The 19,665-nt window shown below is 67.3% G+C and carries 18 protein-coding genes; 9 read left to right on the forward strand and 9 right to left on the reverse strand.

The genetic code is table 11. From position 1 onward, the window contains the following. The first annotated feature begins 1 nt into the window (after position 1). The 3 genes from ACEQZ0_RS07575 to ACEQZ0_RS07585 all read left to right on the forward strand — a co-directional run bounded on the left by ACEQZ0_RS07575 (position 2) and on the right by ACEQZ0_RS07585 (position 7,499). A complete protein-coding gene (locus ACEQZ0_RS07575) occupies positions 2 to 1,060 on the forward strand; it encodes a hypothetical protein (RefSeq protein ID WP_370190004.1) in 1,059 nt (352 codons plus the stop codon). Positions 1,061 to 1,292: 232 nt separating this feature from the next. After that, positions 1,293 to 5,936: a glutamate synthase large subunit gene (gene gltB / locus ACEQZ0_RS07580; protein WP_370190880.1), complete on the forward strand. Its 4,644-nt coding sequence runs from the start codon at positions 1,293 to 1,295 to the stop codon at positions 5,934 to 5,936. Positions 5,937 to 6,062: 126 nt separating this feature from the next. Beyond that, positions 6,063 to 7,499, forward strand: a complete 1,437-nt coding sequence (locus ACEQZ0_RS07585) for a glutamate synthase subunit beta (protein ID WP_370190006.1) — start codon at positions 6,063 to 6,065, stop codon at positions 7,497 to 7,499. Positions 7,500 to 7,502: 3 nt separating this feature from the next. On the opposite strand, the gene ACEQZ0_RS07590 is transcribed toward ACEQZ0_RS07585, so the two are convergent. Then, on the reverse strand, positions 7,503 to 8,285 hold the full coding sequence (locus tag ACEQZ0_RS07590) for an enoyl-CoA hydratase (protein ID WP_370190008.1): 783 nt from the start codon (positions 8,283 to 8,285) through the stop codon (positions 7,503 to 7,505). A 79-nt stretch (positions 8,286 to 8,364) separates the two neighbouring features. Here ACEQZ0_RS07590 and ACEQZ0_RS07595 point away from each other — a divergent pair, with 79 nt between their 5' ends. Then, positions 8,365 to 9,144 carry an SDR family NAD(P)-dependent oxidoreductase gene (locus ACEQZ0_RS07595; protein ID WP_370190010.1) on the forward strand — a complete coding sequence of 260 codons (780 nt, stop codon included), beginning with the start codon at positions 8,365 to 8,367 and terminating at the stop codon, positions 9,142 to 9,144. 12 nt (positions 9,145 to 9,156) lie between these two features. Here ACEQZ0_RS07595 and ACEQZ0_RS07600 read toward each other — a convergent pair whose 3' ends face one another. Both ACEQZ0_RS07600 and ACEQZ0_RS07605 read right to left on the reverse strand, forming a co-directional pair. After that, a complete protein-coding gene (locus ACEQZ0_RS07600; RefSeq protein WP_370190012.1) occupies positions 9,157 to 9,489 on the reverse strand; it encodes a TraR/DksA family transcriptional regulator in 333 nt (110 codons plus the stop codon). Between the two features lie 177 nt (positions 9,490 to 9,666). After that, on the reverse strand, positions 9,667 to 10,347 hold the full coding sequence (locus ACEQZ0_RS07605) for a uracil-DNA glycosylase (RefSeq protein ID WP_370190014.1): 681 nt from the start codon (positions 10,345 to 10,347) through the stop codon (positions 9,667 to 9,669). A 79-nt stretch (positions 10,348 to 10,426) separates the two neighbouring features. Here ACEQZ0_RS07605 and ACEQZ0_RS07610 point away from each other — a divergent pair, with 79 nt between their 5' ends. From ACEQZ0_RS07610 to ACEQZ0_RS07620, 3 genes are read left to right on the forward strand one after another with little or no spacing between them, the layout of a single operon-like run. After that, on the forward strand, positions 10,427 to 11,044 hold the full coding sequence (locus tag ACEQZ0_RS07610) for a ribonuclease D (protein WP_370190016.1): 618 nt from the start codon (positions 10,427 to 10,429) through the stop codon (positions 11,042 to 11,044). Positions 11,045 to 11,068: 24 nt separating this feature from the next. Further along, positions 11,069 to 11,737, forward strand: coding sequence for an LPS export ABC transporter periplasmic protein LptC (lptC, locus tag ACEQZ0_RS07615; protein WP_370190018.1), 669 nt, complete (start codon positions 11,069 to 11,071; stop codon positions 11,735 to 11,737). Next, positions 11,737 to 12,288, forward strand: a complete 552-nt coding sequence (locus ACEQZ0_RS07620; protein ID WP_370190020.1) for an LptA/OstA family protein — start codon at positions 11,737 to 11,739, stop codon at positions 12,286 to 12,288. The genes lptC and ACEQZ0_RS07620 overlap by 1 nt, the downstream gene beginning before the upstream one ends. Before the next feature lie 7 nt (positions 12,289 to 12,295). Here the strand turns inward: ACEQZ0_RS07620 and holA are convergent, their stop codons facing one another. The 4 genes from holA to ACEQZ0_RS07640 all read right to left on the reverse strand — a co-directional run bounded on the left by holA (position 12,296) and on the right by ACEQZ0_RS07640 (position 16,859). Then, on the reverse strand, positions 12,296 to 13,342 hold the full coding sequence (gene holA, locus ACEQZ0_RS07625; protein WP_370190022.1) for a DNA polymerase III subunit delta: 1,047 nt from the start codon (positions 13,340 to 13,342) through the stop codon (positions 12,296 to 12,298). Further along, a complete protein-coding gene (gene lptE, locus ACEQZ0_RS07630) occupies positions 13,339 to 13,827 on the reverse strand; it encodes an LPS assembly lipoprotein LptE (protein WP_370190024.1) in 489 nt (162 codons plus the stop codon). The genes holA and lptE overlap by 4 nt, the downstream gene beginning before the upstream one ends. Next, positions 13,827 to 16,346, reverse strand: coding sequence for a leucine--tRNA ligase (leuS, locus tag ACEQZ0_RS07635; RefSeq protein WP_370190026.1), 2,520 nt, complete (start codon positions 16,344 to 16,346; stop codon positions 13,827 to 13,829). The genes lptE and leuS overlap by 1 nt, the downstream gene beginning before the upstream one ends. A gap of 66 nt (positions 16,347 to 16,412) precedes the next feature. Further along, positions 16,413 to 16,859: a DUF3576 domain-containing protein gene (locus ACEQZ0_RS07640; protein WP_370190028.1), complete on the reverse strand. Its 447-nt coding sequence runs from the start codon at positions 16,857 to 16,859 to the stop codon at positions 16,413 to 16,415. Positions 16,860 to 17,200: 341 nt separating this feature from the next. Here ACEQZ0_RS07640 and ACEQZ0_RS07645 point away from each other — a divergent pair, with 341 nt between their 5' ends. Beyond that, on the forward strand, positions 17,201 to 17,965 hold the full coding sequence (locus ACEQZ0_RS07645) for a hypothetical protein (RefSeq protein ID WP_370190029.1): 765 nt from the start codon (positions 17,201 to 17,203) through the stop codon (positions 17,963 to 17,965). 116 nt (positions 17,966 to 18,081) lie between these two features. Further along, positions 18,082 to 18,807, forward strand: coding sequence for an acetoacetyl-CoA reductase (gene phbB / locus ACEQZ0_RS07650; protein ID WP_370190032.1), 726 nt, complete (start codon positions 18,082 to 18,084; stop codon positions 18,805 to 18,807). 44 nt (positions 18,808 to 18,851) lie between these two features. On the opposite strand, the gene ACEQZ0_RS07655 is transcribed toward phbB, so the two are convergent. Both ACEQZ0_RS07655 and ACEQZ0_RS07660 read right to left on the reverse strand, forming a co-directional pair. Next, complete coding sequence (locus tag ACEQZ0_RS07655; RefSeq protein WP_370190034.1) at positions 18,852 to 19,262, reverse strand: DUF4019 domain-containing protein; 411 nt, start codon at positions 19,260 to 19,262, stop codon at positions 18,852 to 18,854. 14 nt (positions 19,263 to 19,276) lie between these two features. Beyond that, on the reverse strand, positions 19,277 to 19,600 hold the full coding sequence (locus ACEQZ0_RS07660) for a LuxR C-terminal-related transcriptional regulator (protein WP_370190036.1): 324 nt from the start codon (positions 19,598 to 19,600) through the stop codon (positions 19,277 to 19,279). Positions 19,601 to 19,665: the final 65 nt, after the last annotated feature.

A 19,665-nucleotide genomic window follows, 5' to 3' on the forward strand; every position in this document is an offset into this window, starting at 1 on the left:
AATGACCGCCGCCAAGCGTACCGTACCGATCAGCAGCCACCCCGCCTTCAAGTGGGGCGTCGGCGCGTGGTTCGCCCTGCTGCTCGGCCTCGGCCTGTTTGTCATGCCCGCGCAGGTCCATCTGCTGTTTGCCGAACGGCTCGGCCTCGACGGCGTGACGAGCGATGCGGCGACGATCCGCCTCGTTCTGTCGCTGGCCGCCGCGCTGCTCGGATTCCTCATCGGCCTCGTGCTCGCGCTGCGCGTGGTAGCGCTCAGCGATGCCGCCGCAGACACCGACGAGATCGAGCCCGAGGAGGAGGCCCCGGTCGAGGAGCCCGACAATATTTGGCTCCCCGACGCGGATCATCGCGAAAGCGCGCCTTCCGAGGCCGGCAGGACCCATCCGCTCCGGCATTCGTCCCCGCCGGCGCCGGAACCGGAGGAGCAGCCTCGCCGCGTCGACGACGCCCCGCGCCGCCCCTTCAACCCGCGCGAGGACCTGGCCGAGGAAGGCATCGCGTCTTTCTTCGCCGATCCCGACCCGATCGCCACCGAAGCGGAAGATATCCCCGAAGGCCTGACCGGGGATTTCGTGCTCACGGCGGGCGAAACGGTGCCCGAGGTTGCCTATTTCGACGAGGCCTGGGATAGCCCGCTCGACGAAACAGCGGCGACGGACGACGATGCCGAACCCGCACCCGAACCCGCACCCGCTGCCCGGGGCCCGGACGAGGAATTCACCGCTGCCCCAGCTGCGGAAGACGGTGGCGACGCCACCCCATCCGCCGCTGCACCCGCAGCGACGGGGCAGGAAGCTGCGACCGCACCGCTCCCGACGGCGGCGCTCGGCGACCTCTCGCTCGAAGCGCTGACCGAACGGCTTGCCCGGGCGCTCGAAACCGCCAGCTCCGGTCCGCCGGAGGGGGACAACCGGGCAGACGATCCGGTGATCGCCTTCCTGCGCCGAGAGGCCGAGCGCGACGCGCCGGCATCCGGTTCCGGACCCCGCTCGGGCGATCCGCAGGCCGAACTGCGCAGCGCGCTCGACAAGCTGAGCCGCGTCGGCAAGCACCGGTAAGCCCGGGAAACCTCCCCGTTCGGGCCGCCCGGACCAAGCGTAATTCTTGACGCGCGTGAAATTTTGCTACGCTTCTCGCAGTTGCAAAATTTCCATCCTGTCGGCATGAGGGCCCTTCGCGCAATTTTGCAGGTGCCGCGCGCGGCACCGCTCGACCATGTTCCCGGCCGCCCCGCACCCCCCGCGAGGCCGGTCGGCGGGCACCAAGGAGGACGCTGCACTCATGGGACGCATGCCGCCCCAGGCCACGGGTCTCTACGATCCGCGTAACGAACACGACGCCTGCGGCGTCGGCATGGTCGCACATATCAAGGGCGCCAAGAGCCACGCGATCGTCACCCAGGCGCTCGAAATTCTTGCCAATCTCGACCATCGCGGCGCGGTCGGCGCCGATCCGCTGCTGGGCGATGGTGCCGGGATCCTGCTGCAGGTGCCCGACCCGCTGTTGCGCAAATGGGCGGCGAACCACGGCCACGACCTCCCGCAGCCGGGCGATTATGCGGTCGCCATGTGCTTCCTCCCGCAGGAAGGCGAGGCGCGCGACTTCGTCGAGAAGCAGCTCGAACGTTTCGCCGAGAAGGAAGGCCAGCGCGTGATCGGCTGGCGCGACGTGCCGACCACGCTCGACGGGCTCGGCAAGGCGGTGGTCGATTCGATGCCGATGATCCGCCAGTGCGTCATCGCGCGGGGCGACAATTGCGCCGACCAGGATGCGTTCGAGCGCAAGCTCGTCGTTATCCGCAAGCAGACACTCAACCCGCTTGCCGCGCTCGAGGTCAAGCACGGCATCCCCGGGCTGACCACAGCCTATATCCCGAGCTTCTCGAGCCGCACCGTGGTCTACAAGGGTCTGCTGCTCGCCAATCAGGTCGGCAGTTTCTACGACGACCTGCGCGATCCCGACTGCGTCAGCGCCCTGGGCCTCGTGCACCAGCGTTTCAGCACCAACACCTTCCCCAGCTGGCGGCTTGCCCATCCCTATCGCTTCATGGCGCACAATGGCGAGATCAATACCGTTCGCGGCAATGTGAACTGGATGGAAGCCCGCCGCCGGACGATGGAAAGCGAGCTGCTGGGCGCCGACCTCGACAAGATGTGGCCGCTGATCCCGCATGGCCAGTCGGACACCGCCTGCCTCGACAATGCGCTCGAGCTGCTGCTGGCCGGCGGCTACAGCCTCGCGCATTCGATGATGATGCTCATGCCCGAGGCCTGGGCGAAGAACCCGCTCATGGATCCCGCGCGCCGCGCCTTCTACGAATATCACGCGGCGCTGATGGAGCCCTGGGACGGCCCTGCCGCGGTGTGCTTCACCGACGGGCGCCAGATCGGCGCCTGCCTCGACCGCAACGGCCTGCGCCCCGCGCGCTGGTGCACCACCAAGGACGACCTCGTTGTGCTCGCCTCGGAAAGCGGCGTGCTGCCGTTCGACGATGCCGACATCACCCGCAAGTGGCGCCTCCAGCCCGGCCGCATGCTGCTGATCGACCTCGAGGAAGGCCGCATCGTCGAGGATGAGGAGCTCAAGGCCAATCTCGCCGCGGAGCAGCCCTACGAGGCCTGGCTCGCCAAGGCGCAGTACAAGCTGGAAGATCTCGGCCATATCGAGCCCGACCTCTCGGAAATTCCGCAATCGGACGTCTCCTTGCTCGATCGCCAGCAGGCCTTCGGCTATACGCAGGAGGATATTTCCCGCTTCCTCGAGCCAATGGCGAGCGGGAGCGAGGATCCGATCGGGTCGATGGGAACCGACACGCCCATCGCGGTGCTCTCCAACCGCAGCCGCCTGCTCTACGACTATTTCAAGCAGAACTTCGCGCAGGTCACCAATCCGCCGATCGACCCGATCCGCGAGGAGCTGGTGATGAGCCTGCTGTCGATGATCGGCCCGCGCCCCAATCTGCTCGGGCGCGACGGCGGCACGCACAAGCGCCTCGAGGTCGCGCAGCCGATCCTCACCAATACCGATCTGGCCAAGATCCGCTCGGTCGAGGTCGCGCTCGACGGTGCTTTCCGCACCGCGACGATCGACATCACCTGGGACGCGTCGAGCGGGGCCGAGGGCCTCGCCATGGCGCTGAAGGAAATGTGCTGGGCGGCGACCGAAGCGGTGCTCGGCGATGCCAACATCCTGATCCTGTCGGATCGCGGCCAGGGCCCCGACCGCATTCCCATGCCCGCGCTGCTGGCCACCGCGGCAGTCCACCACCAGCTGGTGCGGCAGGGCCTGCGGATGCAGACCGGGCTCGTGATCGAGACCGGCGAGGCGCGCGAGGTGCACCATTTCTGCGCGCTGGCCGGCTATGGCGCCGAAGGGATCAACCCCTATCTGGCCTTCGAGACGATCGAGACGCTGCGCGCCGAACGTTTTCCCGAAATCGACCCGGCGCAGGGCCAGGCCAATTACGTCAAGGCGGTGGGCAAGGGCATCCTCAAGGTCATGTCCAAGATGGGCATTTCGACCTACCAGTCCTATTGCGGCGCGCAGATTTTCGACGCGGTCGGGCTCAACTCGGAATTCGTCGACGCCTATTTCAACGGCACCGCGACCACGATCGAGGGCATCGGCCTCAAGGAGGTCGCCGAGGAAGCCGTGCTGCGTCACGCGCAGGCCTATGGCGACAATCCGCTCTATGCCGGAATGCTCGATGTCGGCGGGATCTACCAGTACCGCATCCGCGGCGAGGCGCATGCCTGGACCCCGCAATCTGTCGCGCATCTGCAGCACGCCGTGCGGGGCAACGATCCCAAAAACTACGAAGAATTCGCCGCCGAGATCAACGAGCAGTCCGAACGCCTGCTGACGATCCGCGGGCTGATGGAATTGAAGCCCGCCGACCAGCCGCTCGCTATCGACGAGGTCGAACCCGCGGTCGAGATCGTCAAGCGCTTCAGTACCGGCGCGATGAGCTTCGGCTCGATCAGCCACGAGGCGCATTCGACGCTCGCCATAGCGATGAACCGCATGGGCGGCCGCTCGAACACCGGCGAGGGCGGCGAGGAGCCCGAGCGCTTCCGCCCGATGGACAATGGCGATTCGATGCGCAGCCGGATCAAGCAGGTCGCCAGCGGCCGCTTCGGCGTGACCACCGAATATCTCGTCAATTCGGACGACATCCAGATCAAGATGGCGCAGGGCGCCAAGCCCGGCGAAGGTGGCCAGCTACCCGGTCACAAGGTCGACAAGCGCATCGGCAAGGTGCGCCATTCGACCCCGGGCGTGGGGCTGATCTCGCCGCCGCCGCACCACGACATCTATTCGATCGAGGATCTCGCGCAGCTGATCCACGATTTGAAGAACGTCCAGCCCGAGAGCCGGATCTCGGTCAAGCTGGTATCCGAAGTTGGGGTGGGCACGGTGGCCGCGGGCGTTTCCAAGTCCAAGGCCGACCACATCACCATCTCGGGCTATGAAGGCGGTACCGGCGCAAGCCCGCTGACCAGCCTCACGCATGCGGGTTCGCCGTGGGAGATCGGTCTTGCCGAAACGCAGCAGACGCTGCTGCTCAACGATCTGCGCAGCCGCATTGCGGTGCAGGTCGACGGCGGATTGCGCACCGGGCGCGACGTGGCCATCGGCGCGCTGCTGGGGGCCGACGAGTTCGGCTTCGCCACCGCCCCGCTGATCGCGGCCGGCTGCATCATGATGCGCAAGTGCCATCTCAACACCTGCCCGGTCGGCGTCGCCACGCAGGACCCGGCGCTGCGCGCGCGCTTCACCGGCACGCCCGAGCATGTGATTAACTATTTCTTCTTCGTCGCTGAGGAATTGCGGGCGATCATGGCCGAAATGGGCTTCCGCACGGTCGAGGAAATGGTCGGCCGGGTCGACCGGCTCGACATGCGCCGCGTCGAACGGCACTGGAAGGCGCATGGGGTCGACCTCAAGCGCATCCTCCAAGCGGTGCCGCTCGCCGAAGGCCAGCCGCTCCATCATACCGAAAACCAGGACCACGGCCTCGCCGCAGCGATGGATGTCGAGCTGATCGAGGCCTGCAAGCCCGCCATCGAGAGCGGGCAGGCGGTCCAGCTCACCCGCACCATCCGCAACGTCAACCGCACCGTCGGTGCGATGCTGTCGGGCCGGGTCGCGGAAGCGCACGGTCATGCCGGGCTTGCCCCCGATACGATCCGGATCGACTTCACCGGGGTCGCGGGACAGAGCTTCGGTGCCTGGCTGGCCCACGGGGTGGCGCTGAGCCTGACGGGCGATGCCAACGACTATGTCGGCAAGGGCCTCTCGGGCGGCCGCATCGCCGTCCGCCCGCCGGAGCAGGCGCCCCGCGCGCCGGGCGAGAACATCATCGTCGGCAATACCGTGCTCTACGGCGCGATCGCGGGCGAGGCCTATTTCGCCGGCGTCGCGGGCGAGCGCTTCGCGGTGCGCAATTCGGGCGCGGTCGCGGTGGTCGAGGGCACGGGCGACCACGGCTGCGAATACATGACCGGCGGCGTGGTCTGCGTGCTCGGCCCGACCGGGCGCAATTTCGCTGCCGGGATGAGCGGCGGGGTGGCCTATGTCTACGATCCCGAGCGCCGCTTCGAGAAGTTGTGCAATCACGCCCAGGTCGATGTGCTCGACGTCCGTCCGGGCGATGGCGAGGGTGCCGAGAAGAGCTGGGGCAAGCCGCAGCAGCGCGGCGTTTCGGTCGACAATGCGGGGATGGGCGATCCGCTCTATCACGATGCCGAACGGCTCAAGGTGCTGGTCGAGCGCCACCTGCTGCACACCGGCTCGGCCAGGGCCAAGGCGCTGCTCGACGACTGGGCGAACGAGCTTGCAAACTTCCGCAAGGTGATGCCGCGCGACTACGCCCGCGCCTTGAAGGCACTCGAGGACGAACGCGAACAGGCGGCAATGGAGGCCGCGGAATGACCAGCTTCGAATTCCGCCGCCATCCCCGCGACGGCGGCGATCGCGCTTATCCTTTCAACTTTCCCGCACAGCCTTGCGGGACCCCCGCCTGCGCGGGGGCTTCGGCCAAATCGGAGATTTGACCTCGTGGGCAAGGAAACCGGCTTTCTCGAATACGAGCGGCACGACCGCAGCTATCTCGATCCCGAGGAACGGCTGACGAACTACAAGGAATTCGTCGTCCCGCTGGGCGAGGAAGAGCTGCGCCGACAGGCCGCGCGCTGCATGAATTGCGGCATCCCCTATTGTCACAACGGCTGTCCGGTGAACAACATCATCCCGGACTGGAACCACCTCGTCTACGAAGACGACTGGAAGCATGCGCTCGAGGTGCTCCATTCGACCAACAATTTCCCCGAATTCACCGGCCGCGTGTGCCCCGCCCCCTGCGAGGCGGCCTGCACGCTCAACATCACGGATTCGCCGGTCACGATCAAAAGCATCGAATGCGCGATCATCGATCGCGGCTTTTCCGAAGGCTGGGTCAAGCCGCAGCTGCCCGAAAAGCGCAGCGGCAAGTCGGTCGCGGTAATCGGCAGCGGGCCGGCGGGCCTCGCCTGTGCGCAGCAGCTTGCGCGCGCGGGCCATGCGGTCACCGTGTTCGAGAAAAGCGACCGGATCGGCGGGCTGCTGCGCTACGGCATTCCCGACTTCAAGATGGAGAAGCACCTGATCAACCGCCGCGCGGTGCAGATGGAGGCCGAAGGCGTCCAGTTCCGCACCTCGAGCGAGGTTGGGGTCGAGGTCAGCTTCACCGCGCTGCAGGAGAATTTCGACGCGATCGTGCTCGCCGGCGGGGCCGAGGAAGCGCGGCGGCTCGACATCCCCGGGGCCGAACTGCCCGGTGTGCGGCTGGCGATGGAATTCCTCACCCAGCAGAACAAGCGCAATGCCGGCGACGACGAGGTCCGCGCCGCGCCGCGCGGCAGCCTCACCGCGACGGGCAAGCATGTGATCGTCATCGGCGGCGGCGATACCGGCAGCGACTGCGTCGGCACCAGCAACCGCCAGGGCGCGGCCAGCGTCACCCAGCTCGAGATCATGCCCAAGCCGCCCGAAAAGGAAGACAAGGCGCTGACCTGGCCCGACTGGCCGCTCAAGCTGCGTACCTCCTCGAGCCACGAGGAAGGCGTCGACCGCGACTGGGCAGTGCTGACCAAGCGCGTGGTCGAGGAAGGCGGCAATGTTGCCGGGCTCGAATGCGTGCGCGTCGAATGGAACGACGGCCGCATGCAGGAGATCGAGGGCAGCAGCTTCACGCTCAAGGCCGACCTGATCCTGCTCGCCATGGGCTTCACCGGGCCCAATCGCCGCGGGCTGCTCGACCGCGCCGGAGTCGATCTCGACCCGCGCGGCAATGTTGCGGCGGATACCGAATGGTATCTCACCAGCGAGCCCAACGTCTTTTCCTGCGGCGACATGCGGCGCGGGCAGAGCCTCGTCGTCTGGGCGATCCGCGAGGGTCGCCAATGCGCCCGCGCGGTCGACCTCGCGCTGATGGGGGCGACCGAGCTGCCGCGCTAGCTGCTATCGCTGCGTCCGACCCCGCGCCTGCACCGCCGCGCGGCGCGCTTCGACTTCCTCGGGGCTGACCGCGGCATTGGCGCAGGAGGACACGCGGTGCTCCACCGCCAGCGCCTCGCCGAAATTCGCGGCATAGCCTTCGTCGATCAGCGCCTTGTAGGTGGCGAGGAAGGTCGGGTCCACGCTCGCCATGTCGGCGGCGATGCGGCGCGCCTCGGGCAACAATTCGCCGGGCGCGACCACGCGGTTGACCAGCCCCCAGCGCTCGGCCGTCTCGGCGTCGAGGAAATTGCCGGTGAAGCTCAATTCCTTCGCGCGGCTGATCCCGATCATCCTGCTCAGCTTCTGCGACAGCCCCCAGCCGGGCACGATGCCGACCCGCGCATGCGTATCGGCGAAGCGCGCATTGCTGCTGGCGACCAGCACGTCGCAGGCGAGCGCCACCTCGAAGCCGCCGGTGATCGCCACCCCGTTGATCGCGCCGATCACGGGCTTGCGGCACTGTTCGATCGCCTTGACCGGGTTCTCGTCCGCCCCCTCGGCAGTGGCCGCGCCGAGCGCGCCTTCCTGCGAGCCCAATTCCTTGAGGTCGAGCCCGGCGGTGAAGGCCCTCGCCCCCGCGCCCGTCAGGATCACCGCGCGCACATCGTCGTTCGCGTCCAGCTCCGTCATCGCCTCGTAGAGCCGGTGGCGCAGCGCCTTCGACAGCGCGTTCATCGCCTCGGGGCGGTTGAGAGTGACAGTGGCGATACCGTCGGCGATCTCGGTCAGCACAGGCTCGGTCATGCCGGCAGCCTAGCCGATAGGTTGCGACTTGCAATCGTCCCGCCAGTCGCGTTCACTGGCGGCGAGAGGAGAGACATCAATGGCATTCAAACCCTTCGACCTCACCGGCAAGGTGGCGGTGGTGACCGGCGGCAATGGGGGCATCGGCCTGGGCATGGCCGAAGGGCTGGCGGCAGCAGGCGCCGATCTGGCGATCTGGGGCCGCAATGCGGACAAGAATGCCGCCGCGCTGGACCGGCTGAAGGCGCATGGGACGCGGGTCGAGGCGCTGGCGGTCGATGTCTCCGACGAAGCGGCAGTGGTCGACGCGATGGCCGAAAGCCTCTCGCGGCTCGGGCGGATCGATTGCTGCATCGCCAATGCCGGGGTGGGCGGGGGCGCACCGCTCACCGAGCAGACCACCGAACAGTGGCGCAAGGTCACCACGGTCAATCTCGACGCGGTGTTCTGGACCTTCCGCGAGGCGGCGAAGCACATGGTCGCGCGAGCGGAAGCGGGCGACAAGGGCGGATCGCTGCTGGTCACCTCGAGCGTGTCGGCGATCCACGGCGCGCCGCAGAACCAGGCCTATGCCGCGACCAAGGCGGGCGTGCTGGCGATGGTCCGCGGGACGGCGGTCGAACTGGCGCGTCACGGCATTCGCGCCAATGCGGTGCTACCCGGCTGGATCGCCACCGAGATGACCGAGCGGCTGCAGAACTGGGACGCCTTCAACGAAAAGGCGATCGGCCGCGTCCCCATGCGCCGCTGGGGCGAAGGCGAGGATTTCGCCGGTATCGCAGTTTATTTCGCCAGCGATGCGAGCCGGTTCCACACGGGCGATTCGGTGGTCATCGACGGCGGCTATTCGATCTTCTGACGGCCCGGGGCGCTAGCTCCGGCTCGCGCATGCCAGGCAGAGCGTGACGCTCGGGTCGTGCGCCAGCCGCCCTGGGGCGATTGCCTCGCCGCAGGCGCTGCACCAGCCCCATTCGCCCTCGTCGAGCCGTCGCAATGCCGCTTCGATCCGCGCGCGCTCTGCCTTGCGGCGCGCCTGGGTGGCCTGCGCCATGGCCTGTTGCTGCATCGCGTCCATCCGGCTCAGGCGCCCGACGCTGTCCTGCTGCAATTCGACCGTGGCGCGCGAATCGGCATTTGCCGCATCCTCGCAATCGAGCTCTGCACGGCGCGCCAGCAGACGGGCGCGGGCTTCTTCCTCGGGCATTTTCCTACTCCCCTCGTGCGGTGGTAAAGGAGTTGCCGGTTCTTTCAAATCGTCGATCCGCTGGCGACCTGCGCGGCCACCCACATGTCCGTCCGCCTAGGGATTGCGGCATTTTTACCCGTAATCTCAGCCGGGTAGAGCCGAGGGCGAAAGTGACACGGTGTCACCTTTGTCCGCTCAGACCGACCAGTCGACCGCCCCGCGCCCGTGGTCCTCGAGAAAGGCATTGGCGCGGCTGAAGGGCCTGCTGCCGAAGAAACCGCGATGCGCCGAAAGCGGGCTGGGGTGCGGGCTCTCGATCACGCAATGCCGCCCGTCCCTGAGGCCCGCGATCCGCTTTGCCTTGGCCTGCGCATGGCTGCCCCAGAGGATGAACACCGAGGGTGCCTCGCGCGCCGCCACTGCCGCGACGCAGGCATCGGTAATCGCGTCCCAGCCGCGCCCGGCATGGCTGGCAGCCTTGCCTGCCTCGACCGTCAGCGTGGCGTTGAGCAGCAGTACGCCCTGCCGCGCCCATTTCGAAAGGTCGCCATGGCCGGCGCGCGCGATCCCGAGATCGGCCTCGAGCTCCTTGTAGATGTTGACGAGGCTGGGCGGGACCCTGATCCCCTCGGGCACGGCAAAGCACAGCCCCATCGCCTGCCCCGGCCCGTGATAGGGATCCTGCCCGAGGATCACGACCTTGACCGCGTCGAGCGGCGTCAGCTCGAGCGCCTTCAGCCGGCAGCCGCGCGGGGGGTAGATCGCCTTTCCGCTGCCCTCCTCGGCGACGAGGAAGCCGCCTAGCCGCCGCGCCTCGGCGCTCGCCAGCACGGGATCGAGCACGGGCTTCCAGCTTGGCGGCACGCTTTCGGTCATGCACGCGATAGTAGGGCCTGCCGCGCGACGCACCAGTCCGCCCTTCCCTACAATCCCCGATGCGCCTAAGGCCTCGCGCATGGCAGTGCATTTCCATGAAGAAGACCTCCCCGCAGGCGTGCTCGCCGATGGCCCGGTAGCCGTCGATACCGAAACCATGGGCCTGGTCACGATCCGCGACCGGCTGTGCGTCGTCCAGATCAGCGACGGCAAGGGCGACGAGCATCTCATCCGCTTCGGTCCCGACAGCACCTATGACGCGCCCAACCTCAAGGCGGTGCTGGCCGACCCTGACCGGCTCAAGCTGTTCCATTTCGCACGCTTCGACCTTGCCGCGATCGAGCACTATCTCGGGGTGATGGCGACGCCCTGCTACTGCACCAAGATCGCCAGCAAGCTGGTGCGCACCTATACCGACCGCCACGGACTGAAGATGCTGGTCGAGGAGCTGCTCGGCGAGAGCATTTCGAAGGCCCAGCAGTCGAGCGACTGGGGCGGGGCCGAGCTGTCCGAGGCGCAGCGCGAATACGCCGCCTCCGACGTACGCTATCTCCACCGGATGAAGGAAGAACTCGACCGCAGGCTCGAACGCGAAGGGCGCTCCGAACTCGCCCAGTCCTGTTTCGACTTCCTGCCCACCCGCGCGCGGCTCGACGTCGCCGGCTGGGCCGATCACGACATCTTCAGCCACATGTAAGGATCACGCAGGCAGGCGACATCCATGGCATCCGGGCAACGCAGGATAGAGACGGTCGAAGCCAAGGAACGGCGGCACGCGCGCCAGCACTGGGCCGAGCCCGGCGGTTCGCACGACCGCCTCGTCGCCTTCCTCGCGCGCGCCCTGCCGATGGCCGTGGGCGTGCTCGCCGCGCTGATGGTGGTGACCCCGCTCAGCCCGCGCGGCGAAGTCAGCTTCCTGCTCGATCGCAACAAGGTGGCGATCATCAAGGAACGGCTGCGGGTCGACAATGCACTCTATCGCGGCGCCGACGACAAGGGCCGACCCTTCTCGCTGACAGCGGGAGAAGCCGTCCAGCGATCGAGCGCCGAAGGCATCGTGCGGATGAACAATCTCGTCGCACGGCTGCTGCTCGACGAGGGTCCCGCGCGTATTTCCGCCCGCGCCGGGCAGTACGATATCGACGACGAAGTCGTCTCGATCATCGGCCCGATGAACATGGTCGCCGCCGATGGCTATCGCATGGTCGCACGCGACGTCTCGCTCGACCTCGGCGAGAAGCGCCTCGTCGGGAGCGGCGGAGTCGACGGGGCGGTGCCCGCCGGCACCTTCCGCGCCGACCGCTTGACCGCCGATCTCTCGGCGCGCACCATCACCCTGTCGGGCAATGCGCGGCTGCGCATGGCGCCCGGAAAGCTGAGGATGCCCTGATGAAGCCCCTGTTACCCACCATGGCCCGCTGGGGCATCGGCTCCTTCGCCGTAACCGCCGCCGCTTTCGTCGGCATGCAGCTGTCGGCGCAGGCGATCGCCGGGCACAATTCGAACGCTCCGGTGAGCTACGCCGCCGACCGCATCGAATTGCAGGACCGCCAGAACCGCGTCGTGCTGTCGGGCAATGTCCAGATCAGCCAGGCCGGCCTGAATCTCAGCGCCGCGCGGACGATCGTCAACTACAGCGACAGCGGCAGCCTCAAGATCCAGCGGATCATGGCCACCGGCGGGGTCAATGTGACGCGCGGCAACGAGCGCGCGCGCGGCGATACCGCGGTCTACGACTTCAACCGGCGGATCATCACCATGGCGGGCAACGTCCGTCTCAACCGCGGCGGCGATACGCTCAATGGCGGACGGCTGGTGATCGACCTCGCCAGCGGCGTGTCGAGCGTCGACGGGCGCGCCAGCGGGTCTTCCTCGGTCACCGGGCAAGGGCAGCAGTCGGGCGGGCGCGTGACGGGCACCTTCTCGGTCCCCGAGAATTGATTTCGAGCTAGCGCGCCCGGGCGCCCGCGACCCGCGCGATTTCGGCCAGCCCCTGCGCGAGCAGCAGTTCGGCGGCCTGGCTGTTGGTCAGCAATTCGCGGTGGAGCGTCACCAGCCGCCGGGTCAGCCGGTCGAGCTTGTCGCCGTGGCGCCAGAGGCCGAATTGCTGGCCGATCTCGCGCTTCTCCTTGAAGAAGATGCCGAGGCGCGCTTCCTCGCCCCGGTCGAGATCGCCGAAGGAGCGGTTACCCAGCGCCGCCGCGATCCGCGCCAGCTGCGCCGCGCGGCGTTCGAAAGCGAGCAGCACGCCGACCGGGTTGAGGCCGAGCTGCTTCATCCGCGCCAGCTCGATCCCGAGCTTGGCCGCCTGCCCGCCGAGCACGGCGTTGACCAGCGGCGCGAAACCGTCGTCCTCGCTCGCCGCGCCGATCGCGTCCAGATCTTCCTCGCCGGCGGTCTGCGGGCTCTGCGCGCTTGCATCGAGATAGAGCGCGAGCTTGTCGACCTCGCTCCGCGCCAGCCGCACGTCGAGGTTGGCGGCCCGCGCGATCCGCTCGGCGAGATCCCCTCCGAGCCGAACGCCCGCCGCGTCGGCCAGCGCGCGCACGCTCTTGGTCACCGAGGGCAGATCGGGCGGATAGAACATCGCCACCAGCGCATCCTTGCGCTTCTCGAGCAGCTTGGCGGTGCGCGACTTGTCAGTCGCCGAAGTGGCGACGATTATCACCGGGCAGGCCTCGCCGGCGCCCGCATCGCCGGTCTCGACCAGCACCTTGAGCGCCTCGTGCGCCTCGTCGCCGCTGGCCCGGACCCAGATGTGGCGCTGGTCGCCGAAGAGCGAGGTGGTGCGCGCTTCGTCGCCGAGCTTGGCCGGGTCGCTGCGCAATTCGGCGCCCGACATTTCGACCCGCTCGCCCGGTTCGGGCAGCCAGCTGACCAGATCGTTCGCCGCGGCGCTCGCGCCGGCTTCGTCCTGGCCGCAGAAGAAGAAGATGCCGCAGCCCTGCGCAGCGCCGCGCCCCTTGGCCGCGAAATCGCGGTTGGTGAGCTTCACTGTCCGGCGCGCAGCGCCAGCGCGACGCGCGTCACGATCCGCTGGGCGAGGTCCTGCGACAGGTTTTCAAGCGCGGTCTGTTCGGCCGCGATCACCGCATATTCGCTCGACACGACGTCGATCCCCGCATCCGAGCCGTCGGTTGCATCGAGCACGATGTCGCCGGTGGCGAGATCGATCAGCTGATAGCGCGCGCGCAGCGTGCGGCGTTCGCGGCTGATCGTGTCGTCGCGCAGCACGGCGAGGCCCTCGAGCGTGTCGTCGAGCCGCACCTCGATGCGGTATCGCGGGCTCGCCTGGCCTGCGGCGGCGAAGCGTTCCTCGAGCGCGCTGCGCACCAGCCAGCCGGCGCGCCCCTCGATCGGCGCGACCTCGATCGCCGCAAGCGATTGCGCCACCGTGCCGCTGCCGCCGCCCGCATACATGGGTGAGAGGCCACAGGCGGAGAGCAGGGTCAGGGCGAGGCTGGCGAGGAGGATGCGCATCAGGTGACGATATTCACCAATCTGTCGGGGACGACAATGACCTTGCGAATTTCCGCTCCGTCGATCGAGCGCTGGACGTTCTCCGAAGCCAGCGCCATCGCCTCGAGCGCCTCCTTCGAAGCACCCTTGGGCACGGTCAGCGTGTCGCGCAGCTTGCCCTTGTGCTGGACGGCGATGGTGACCTCGTCCTCGACCAGCAGCGCCGGATCGACTTCGGGCCAGGCTGCGTCGGCGACAAGTCCGTCCATGCCCATGGAATGCCAGGCCTCTTCGGCGAGGTGCGGCATCATCGGTGCGACGAGCTTGGCGAGGGTTTCGATGGCGGATCGCCGATCCGCAGTAATGTCCGCCTTTTCGGTGGCGCTCACGAGTTCGTAGATGCGCGCAACGGCCTTGTTGAACGCGAGACCTTCAATGTCCTCGGCGACTGCAGCCACGGTCTGGTGGACTTTCCGGCGAAGCGCCTTGTCCTCGCCTTCGAGCGTCATGTCGCGGTGCTGCGAGAACAGGCGCCACAACCGGTGGACGAAGCGGCTGCAGCCTTCGATCCCGGCTTCCGACCAGGGCAGGTCGCGCTCGGGCGGGCTGTCGGAGAGCATGAACCAGCGCACCGCGTCGGCGCCGTAGGTGTCGATGATCGTATCGGGATCGACGACGTTCTTCTTCGACTTCGACATCTTGATGACGCGGCCGATCTCGACCTCGCCGCCATCGTCCTTGAGCAAGGCGCGTTCGGCCTCGCGGCTGATCTCGTCGGGAGCGTAATAGACCGTCTTGCCGCCCTCGCGGCGCGAATAGGTCTCGTGCGTCACCATGCCCTGCGTGAAGAGCGAGGCGAAGGGCTCGCTCACGTCGATCTGTCCCATGTGCGCGAGCGCGCGCGTCCAGAACCGGGCGTAGAGCAGGTGCAGGATCGCGTGCTCGATCCCGCCGATATATTGTTCGACCGGGAGCCACTTGGCGATCTCGTCCTTGTCGAACGGCTTGTCGGCGGGCTGGCTGGCGAAGCGCAGGAAATACCATGAGCTGTCGACGAAGGTGTCGAGCGTATCGGTCTCGCGCTCGGCCTTGCCGCCGCACTTCGGGCAGTCGACATGCTTCCACGTTGCGTGACGCAGCAGCGGGTTGCCCGGGGTCTGGAAATCGACATCCTCGGGCAGGGTGATCGGCAGGCTGTCCTTGGGCGCGGGGACCACTCCGCAGGCCTCGCAGTGGATGAAGGGGATCGGCGTGCCCCAATAGCGCTGGCGCGAAACGCCCCAGTCGCGCAGGCGCCAGACGGTCTTGCCTTCGCCGCGGCCCTGCGCCTCGATGCGCGAGATGATCTCGCGCTTCGCATCCTCGACCCCCATCCCGTCGAGGAAGTCAGAATTGACGATTACGCCTTCGCCTGCCTCGGCCTCGCCATCGAAGGGCTTTCCCGCGTCCTCGACACTGACAGCGACCACCCGCGGGATCGGCAGGCCGTATTTGGTGGCGAATTCGAAATCGCGCTGGTCGTGCCCGGGCACCGCCATGATCGCGCCGGTGCCGTAATCCATCAGCACGAAGTTCGCGATATAGACCGGCAGCTCTGCGCCGGTGAACGGATGTTTCGCGGTGATGCCGGTATCGAACCCGAGTTTTTCCGCGGTTTCGAGCTCGGCTGCGGTGGTGCCGCCCTTTTTGCACAATGCGATGAAGTCGCGCGCCTCGGCGCTGTCGAGGCCTTGTGCAAGCGGATGGTCGGCGGCCACCGCGACGAAGCTCGCGCCGAAAATCGTGTCGGGCCGCGTGGTATAGACGGGCAGCGTCTCGCCGTTCGAGAGGTCGAAGCTGAATTCGAGCCCCTTCGACTTGCCGATCCAGTTTTCCTGCATCAGCCGGACCTTGTCGGGCCAGTTCTCGAGACTGCCGAGCCCGTCGAGCAGTTCCTCGGCGAAGTCGGTGATCTTGAGGAACCACTGGTTCAATTTGCGCTTCTCGACCTCGGCGCCCGAACGCCAGCCCTTGCCGTCGATCACCTGCTCGTTGGCGAGCACGGTCATGTCGACCGGGTCCCAGTTGACCTCGCTTTCCTTGCGATAGACGAGGCCCGCCTCGTATAAATCGATGAACAGCGCCTGCTCGTGGCCGTAATAGTCGGGCTCGCAGGTTGCCAGTTCTCTGGACCAGTCGAGTGCGAAGCCGAGGCGCTTCAGCTGCGCCTTCATGTGTTCGATGTTCGAACGGGTCCAGCCGCCCGGGTGGACGCCCTTTTCCATCGCCGCGTTTTCGGCGGGCATGCCGAAGGCGTCCCAGCCCATCGGGTGCAGCACCTCGAAGCCGCGCGCCCTCTTGTAGCGCGCCAGCACGTCGCCCATGGTGTAGTTGCGCACATGGCCGATGTGGATGCGCCCGCTAGGATAGGGAAACATCTCGAGCACGTAGCTTTTCGGCTTGGGAGAATCGCTGTCGGCGCGGAAGGTCTGCGCCTTGTCCCACGCATTTTGCCAGCGCGCATCGGCGCTGGCGGGATCGAAACGGGTATCGCTGCTCATAGGGAGCCGCGTTTACGGATTTTGGAGGCTATGGGAAGGCGCTTTTGCCGCGTAGCCTGCGTGCAATCAGCCGACTGCCTGGCGGCGCAGTTCGCGCGCCTTGGTCAGGATGATGTCTTCCAGCTTCTGCACCGTGGCGGCCTGGACCGGCGCATCGACCCAGGTGCCGTTCTGGTTGACCTGGCGGCTGGCGGCGACGCGTAGCGCATCGGCGCGCAGGTCCGAATCGAGGATGGCGACGGTCATCTTGACCCGCTCGCCCGGATTGCTGGGATTGGCGTACCAATCGGTGACGATCACCCCGCCATTGCTGTCGGCCTGGAGCAGCGGAGCGAAGCTGACCGCTTCGAGCGCGGCGCGCCAGAGATAGGAATTGACGCCGATGGTGGTGACCTGCGCCGCGGCGAGATCCGCCTTGGGCCGCTCGCGCCCGCCGCAGGCGGTGAGGCCGGCAGTTACAGCGATCGCCACGGCCAGGGCTGCGGGGCGGCGGAGGGTTGCGAGAGCGCTCATGTCGGTCCTTGGTATCCTGCGGGTTTCAAGGCTCTATACTGCCTGCACGCTGCGGAGCAAGGCGTAGGGCCCACGAGGGCGCACACACCCTTTTGCGCGTGAATGCCCGCTTAATCCGGCAACCGCCGCAACCTATATGCCTCGCCGCTTGTGGAAACTGGGCAACACCTTGCGACCAATTGACCCGGCGCCTGTGGAAAAGCTGGCCCTGCGCCGAGCGGGTGCTAGTCTGACCCGCAAGAGGACAGGGACTCGCCCCCGCGCAAGCAAGGGGGAAGTCAGGAACCGTTAAGCGGCTTTCTGGCTTAGAGTTCAGGAGGTACAAGGGAAGCCGGTTGATAATGGCACGTTCGGTCAAAAGTCAGGGCAAGGCGCGGTTCGCTCCCGCGGCGCTGGCGGTTGCCGGTCTGGCGCTGTCGATTCCCGTGGCCGGCCTCGCGGTGGTCGAGACGGGTTCGGCGGCGGAATTGCCCGAAACCGTTTCCTACCTGCCCTTCACCCCGCCGAAGGTCGATGCGCGGCTTGCCGCGCGCGTTGCCGCCGTCATCGGCGAAGACGGCCTGCGCTTCACCCCGGCGAGCAAGTCTCCGCTGACGAAGGATCGCACGGTGACCGTCGCGGTCCGGGTCGACGATGCCACCGCCCGCGCGATTTCGGTCCGCACGGCGCTCGACGCCACCGGCGCGTCGGACAGTCGCGAACGCATTCTCGCGATCAGCCCGACGAGCTACAATCTCGGTGTGGCACGCGGCTATCAGAGCTTCGCCCAGCCGACCAAGCCGGAGAGCGTGTCGGTCGGCCTGCGCGACATGGGCATGCCCGATCTGGCAAGCTTCGCCCCCGAGAAAGCCGAAAAGGCCGAAAAGCCGAGCCGCTTCGGTTCGCGGCTGGCGCTCGAGAAGGAAGAGAACGCGGGTCGTTCGCCGCGTACGCTCGGCGGAGCGGGAAGCCAGAGCCTCGATCTGAGCACCTCCTATCGCGTGGTCGGCAACCTCAACGTCACCGCCGGCGTCCGTCTGTCGAAGGACAGCAACCGGCTGGCGCCGCTGACCGACGGGGTCGAGGACGACCAGGCCGTCTACGTCGGCACGCGCGTCAGCTTCTAACCCTTTCCGAGAGAATACGACTGCACCCTGGCCGGGTAGGGCGAAAGCGCTTGGCGCGCGCCGCCTCGCTCGCCTAGGTTGCCGCCGACGTTACGGAAAGCTTGGGAGGATCACCTATGGGACGTGTGGCCATCGTAACCGGAGGCACGCGCGGTATCGGCCGCGCCATCTGCGAGCGCCTGCGCGACGAACGGGGGTTCACGGTGATCGCAAACTACGCCGGCAATGATGCCGCGGCGAAGGCATTCACCGAGGAGACCGGCATCCCGACGGCCAAGTTCGATGTCGGCGATTTCGAGGCGGTGCAGGACGCCTGCCGCAAGGTCGAGGAAGAGCATGGGCCGGTAGACGTCGTGGTGAACAACGCGGGCATCACGCGCGACGGCACGCTGCTCAAGATGAGCTACGAGGATTGGGATGCGGTCATGCGCACCAATCTCGGCGGCTGCTTCAACATGGCCAAGGCGACCTTCGCGGGGATGAAGGAGCGCGGCTGGGGCCGGATCATCAACATCGGCTCGATCAATGGCCAGGCCGGGCAATACGGCCAGGTCAACTATGCCGCCGCGAAGAGCGGCATCCACGGCTTCACCAAGGCGCTGGCGCAGGAGGGGGCGCGTTTCGGGATCACCGTCAACGCGATCGCGCCGGGCTATATCGATACCGACATGGTCGCCGCCGTGCCCGAGCCGGTGCTGGAAAAGATCGTCGCCAAGATCCCCGTCGGGCGCCTCGGCAAGGCGAGCGAGATCGCCCGCGGCGTCAGCTTCCTCGCTTCCGAACATGCCGAATTCGTCACTGGCTCGACGATGAGCATCAACGGGGGCCAGCACATGTACTGATATGGGCAGGGCGCGCGACCGATGGTCCGCCGCGCCCGACCCGGTCAGGAAATGTAGATTCCCGCGACCTTCCAGGCACCGTCCTCGCGGACCAGCGACACCGTTTCGATCACTCGCGCCCGATCGCCGTAGTCGGTCCGAAACTTGACGATGGTGATGCCCTGCGGCGAGGGCACGTCATCCACGCCCAGGAGCTGGCGCGACAGCATCGTGCCCAGATCGTCGTGGACGCTCTGTGCGGTGTCGCTCCACAGCTTCAGCGTGTTCGCTTTGCGGAATGCCGCGGCGGTTCCTGCGTAGCTCGCTTCCCAGTCGCGCGCGTCGACCAGGTTGAGCCAGCTCCGCGCGGCGGCTTCCACTGCGGCATCCCGGGCGGCGAATTCGGCATCGTGGGAACCCGCGTCGTCGGGCGCGAGGGGTGCGGAAAGCAGCAGGGCTGCGGCAAGCAGGGACATGAGGATACCTCCGGTCAGCAGGGCGGCTTTGCGCCCTTCGCCCCACCCGCCGGGCTGGCGGGTTTCGGGCGCTGGCGCAAGATCGCCATGCGTACCCCATCGGCATCCCCCAAATCCTCTTCTACAGAATTTTCGGGGTCCTCGTGCTCCAGCACCAGGCGGGCGGCTTCGCGGCTGCTGGTCACCGCCAGTTTGCGCCGCGCCGCACGCAGGCGCTCGTTGATCGCGTGGACCGATAACGACAGGGCGATCGCCGCCGATTTCGCGTCGTGCCCGCGCGCCATCAGGCGCAGCGTTTCCTTCTCCTTCTCGGTCAGCTCGTCGTAGCCGTCTGCCATGGCCCCTGCCTATGCCCGCCTCGGTTCACCGCACACCCCAAAAAAATCGTATCTGCCGAAGCCGC

Source organism: Qipengyuania sp., from assembly GCF_964227205.1.
Taxonomy (GTDB): domain Bacteria; phylum Pseudomonadota; class Alphaproteobacteria; order Sphingomonadales; family Sphingomonadaceae; genus Qipengyuania.

Excerpts from the sequence above, each read along its gene's own strand:
- ACEQZ0_RS07645 (WP_370190029.1), top strand. The coding sequence starts at position 17,201 with ATGGCACGTTCGGTCAAAAGTCAGGGCAAGGCGCGGTTCGCTCCCGCG.
- ACEQZ0_RS07605 (WP_370190014.1), bottom strand. The coding sequence starts at position 10,347 with ATGACCGAAAGCGTGCCGCCAAGCTGGAAGCCCGTGCTCGATCCCGTG.
- lptE (WP_370190024.1), bottom strand. The coding sequence starts at position 13,827 with ATGCGCATCCTCCTCGCCAGCCTCGCCCTGACCCTGCTCTCCGCCTGT.
- ACEQZ0_RS07640 (WP_370190028.1), bottom strand. The coding sequence starts at position 16,859 with ATGAGCGCTCTCGCAACCCTCCGCCGCCCCGCAGCCCTGGCCGTGGCG.
- ACEQZ0_RS07655 (WP_370190034.1), bottom strand. The coding sequence starts at position 19,262 with ATGTCCCTGCTTGCCGCAGCCCTGCTGCTTTCCGCACCCCTCGCGCCC.
- ACEQZ0_RS07595 (WP_370190010.1), top strand. The coding sequence starts at position 8,365 with ATGGCATTCAAACCCTTCGACCTCACCGGCAAGGTGGCGGTGGTGACC.
- ACEQZ0_RS07600 (WP_370190012.1), bottom strand. The coding sequence starts at position 9,489 with ATGCCCGAGGAAGAAGCCCGCGCCCGTCTGCTGGCGCGCCGTGCAGAG.
- phbB (WP_370190032.1), top strand. The coding sequence starts at position 18,082 with ATGGGACGTGTGGCCATCGTAACCGGAGGCACGCGCGGTATCGGCCGC.
- leuS (WP_370190026.1), bottom strand. The coding sequence starts at position 16,346 with ATGAGCAGCGATACCCGTTTCGATCCCGCCAGCGCCGATGCGCGCTGG.
- ACEQZ0_RS07590 (WP_370190008.1), bottom strand. The coding sequence starts at position 8,285 with ATGACCGAGCCTGTGCTGACCGAGATCGCCGACGGTATCGCCACTGTC.
- ACEQZ0_RS07575 (WP_370190004.1), top strand. The coding sequence starts at position 2 with ATGACCGCCGCCAAGCGTACCGTACCGATCAGCAGCCACCCCGCCTTC.
- ACEQZ0_RS07620 (WP_370190020.1), top strand. The coding sequence starts at position 11,737 with ATGAAGCCCCTGTTACCCACCATGGCCCGCTGGGGCATCGGCTCCTTC.
- ACEQZ0_RS07610 (WP_370190016.1), top strand. The coding sequence starts at position 10,427 with ATGGCAGTGCATTTCCATGAAGAAGACCTCCCCGCAGGCGTGCTCGCC.
- ACEQZ0_RS07660 (WP_370190036.1), bottom strand. The coding sequence starts at position 19,600 with ATGGCAGACGGCTACGACGAGCTGACCGAGAAGGAGAAGGAAACGCTG.
- gltB (WP_370190880.1), top strand. The coding sequence starts at position 1,293 with ATGCCGCCCCAGGCCACGGGTCTCTACGATCCGCGTAACGAACACGAC.
- lptC (WP_370190018.1), top strand. The coding sequence starts at position 11,069 with ATGGCATCCGGGCAACGCAGGATAGAGACGGTCGAAGCCAAGGAACGG.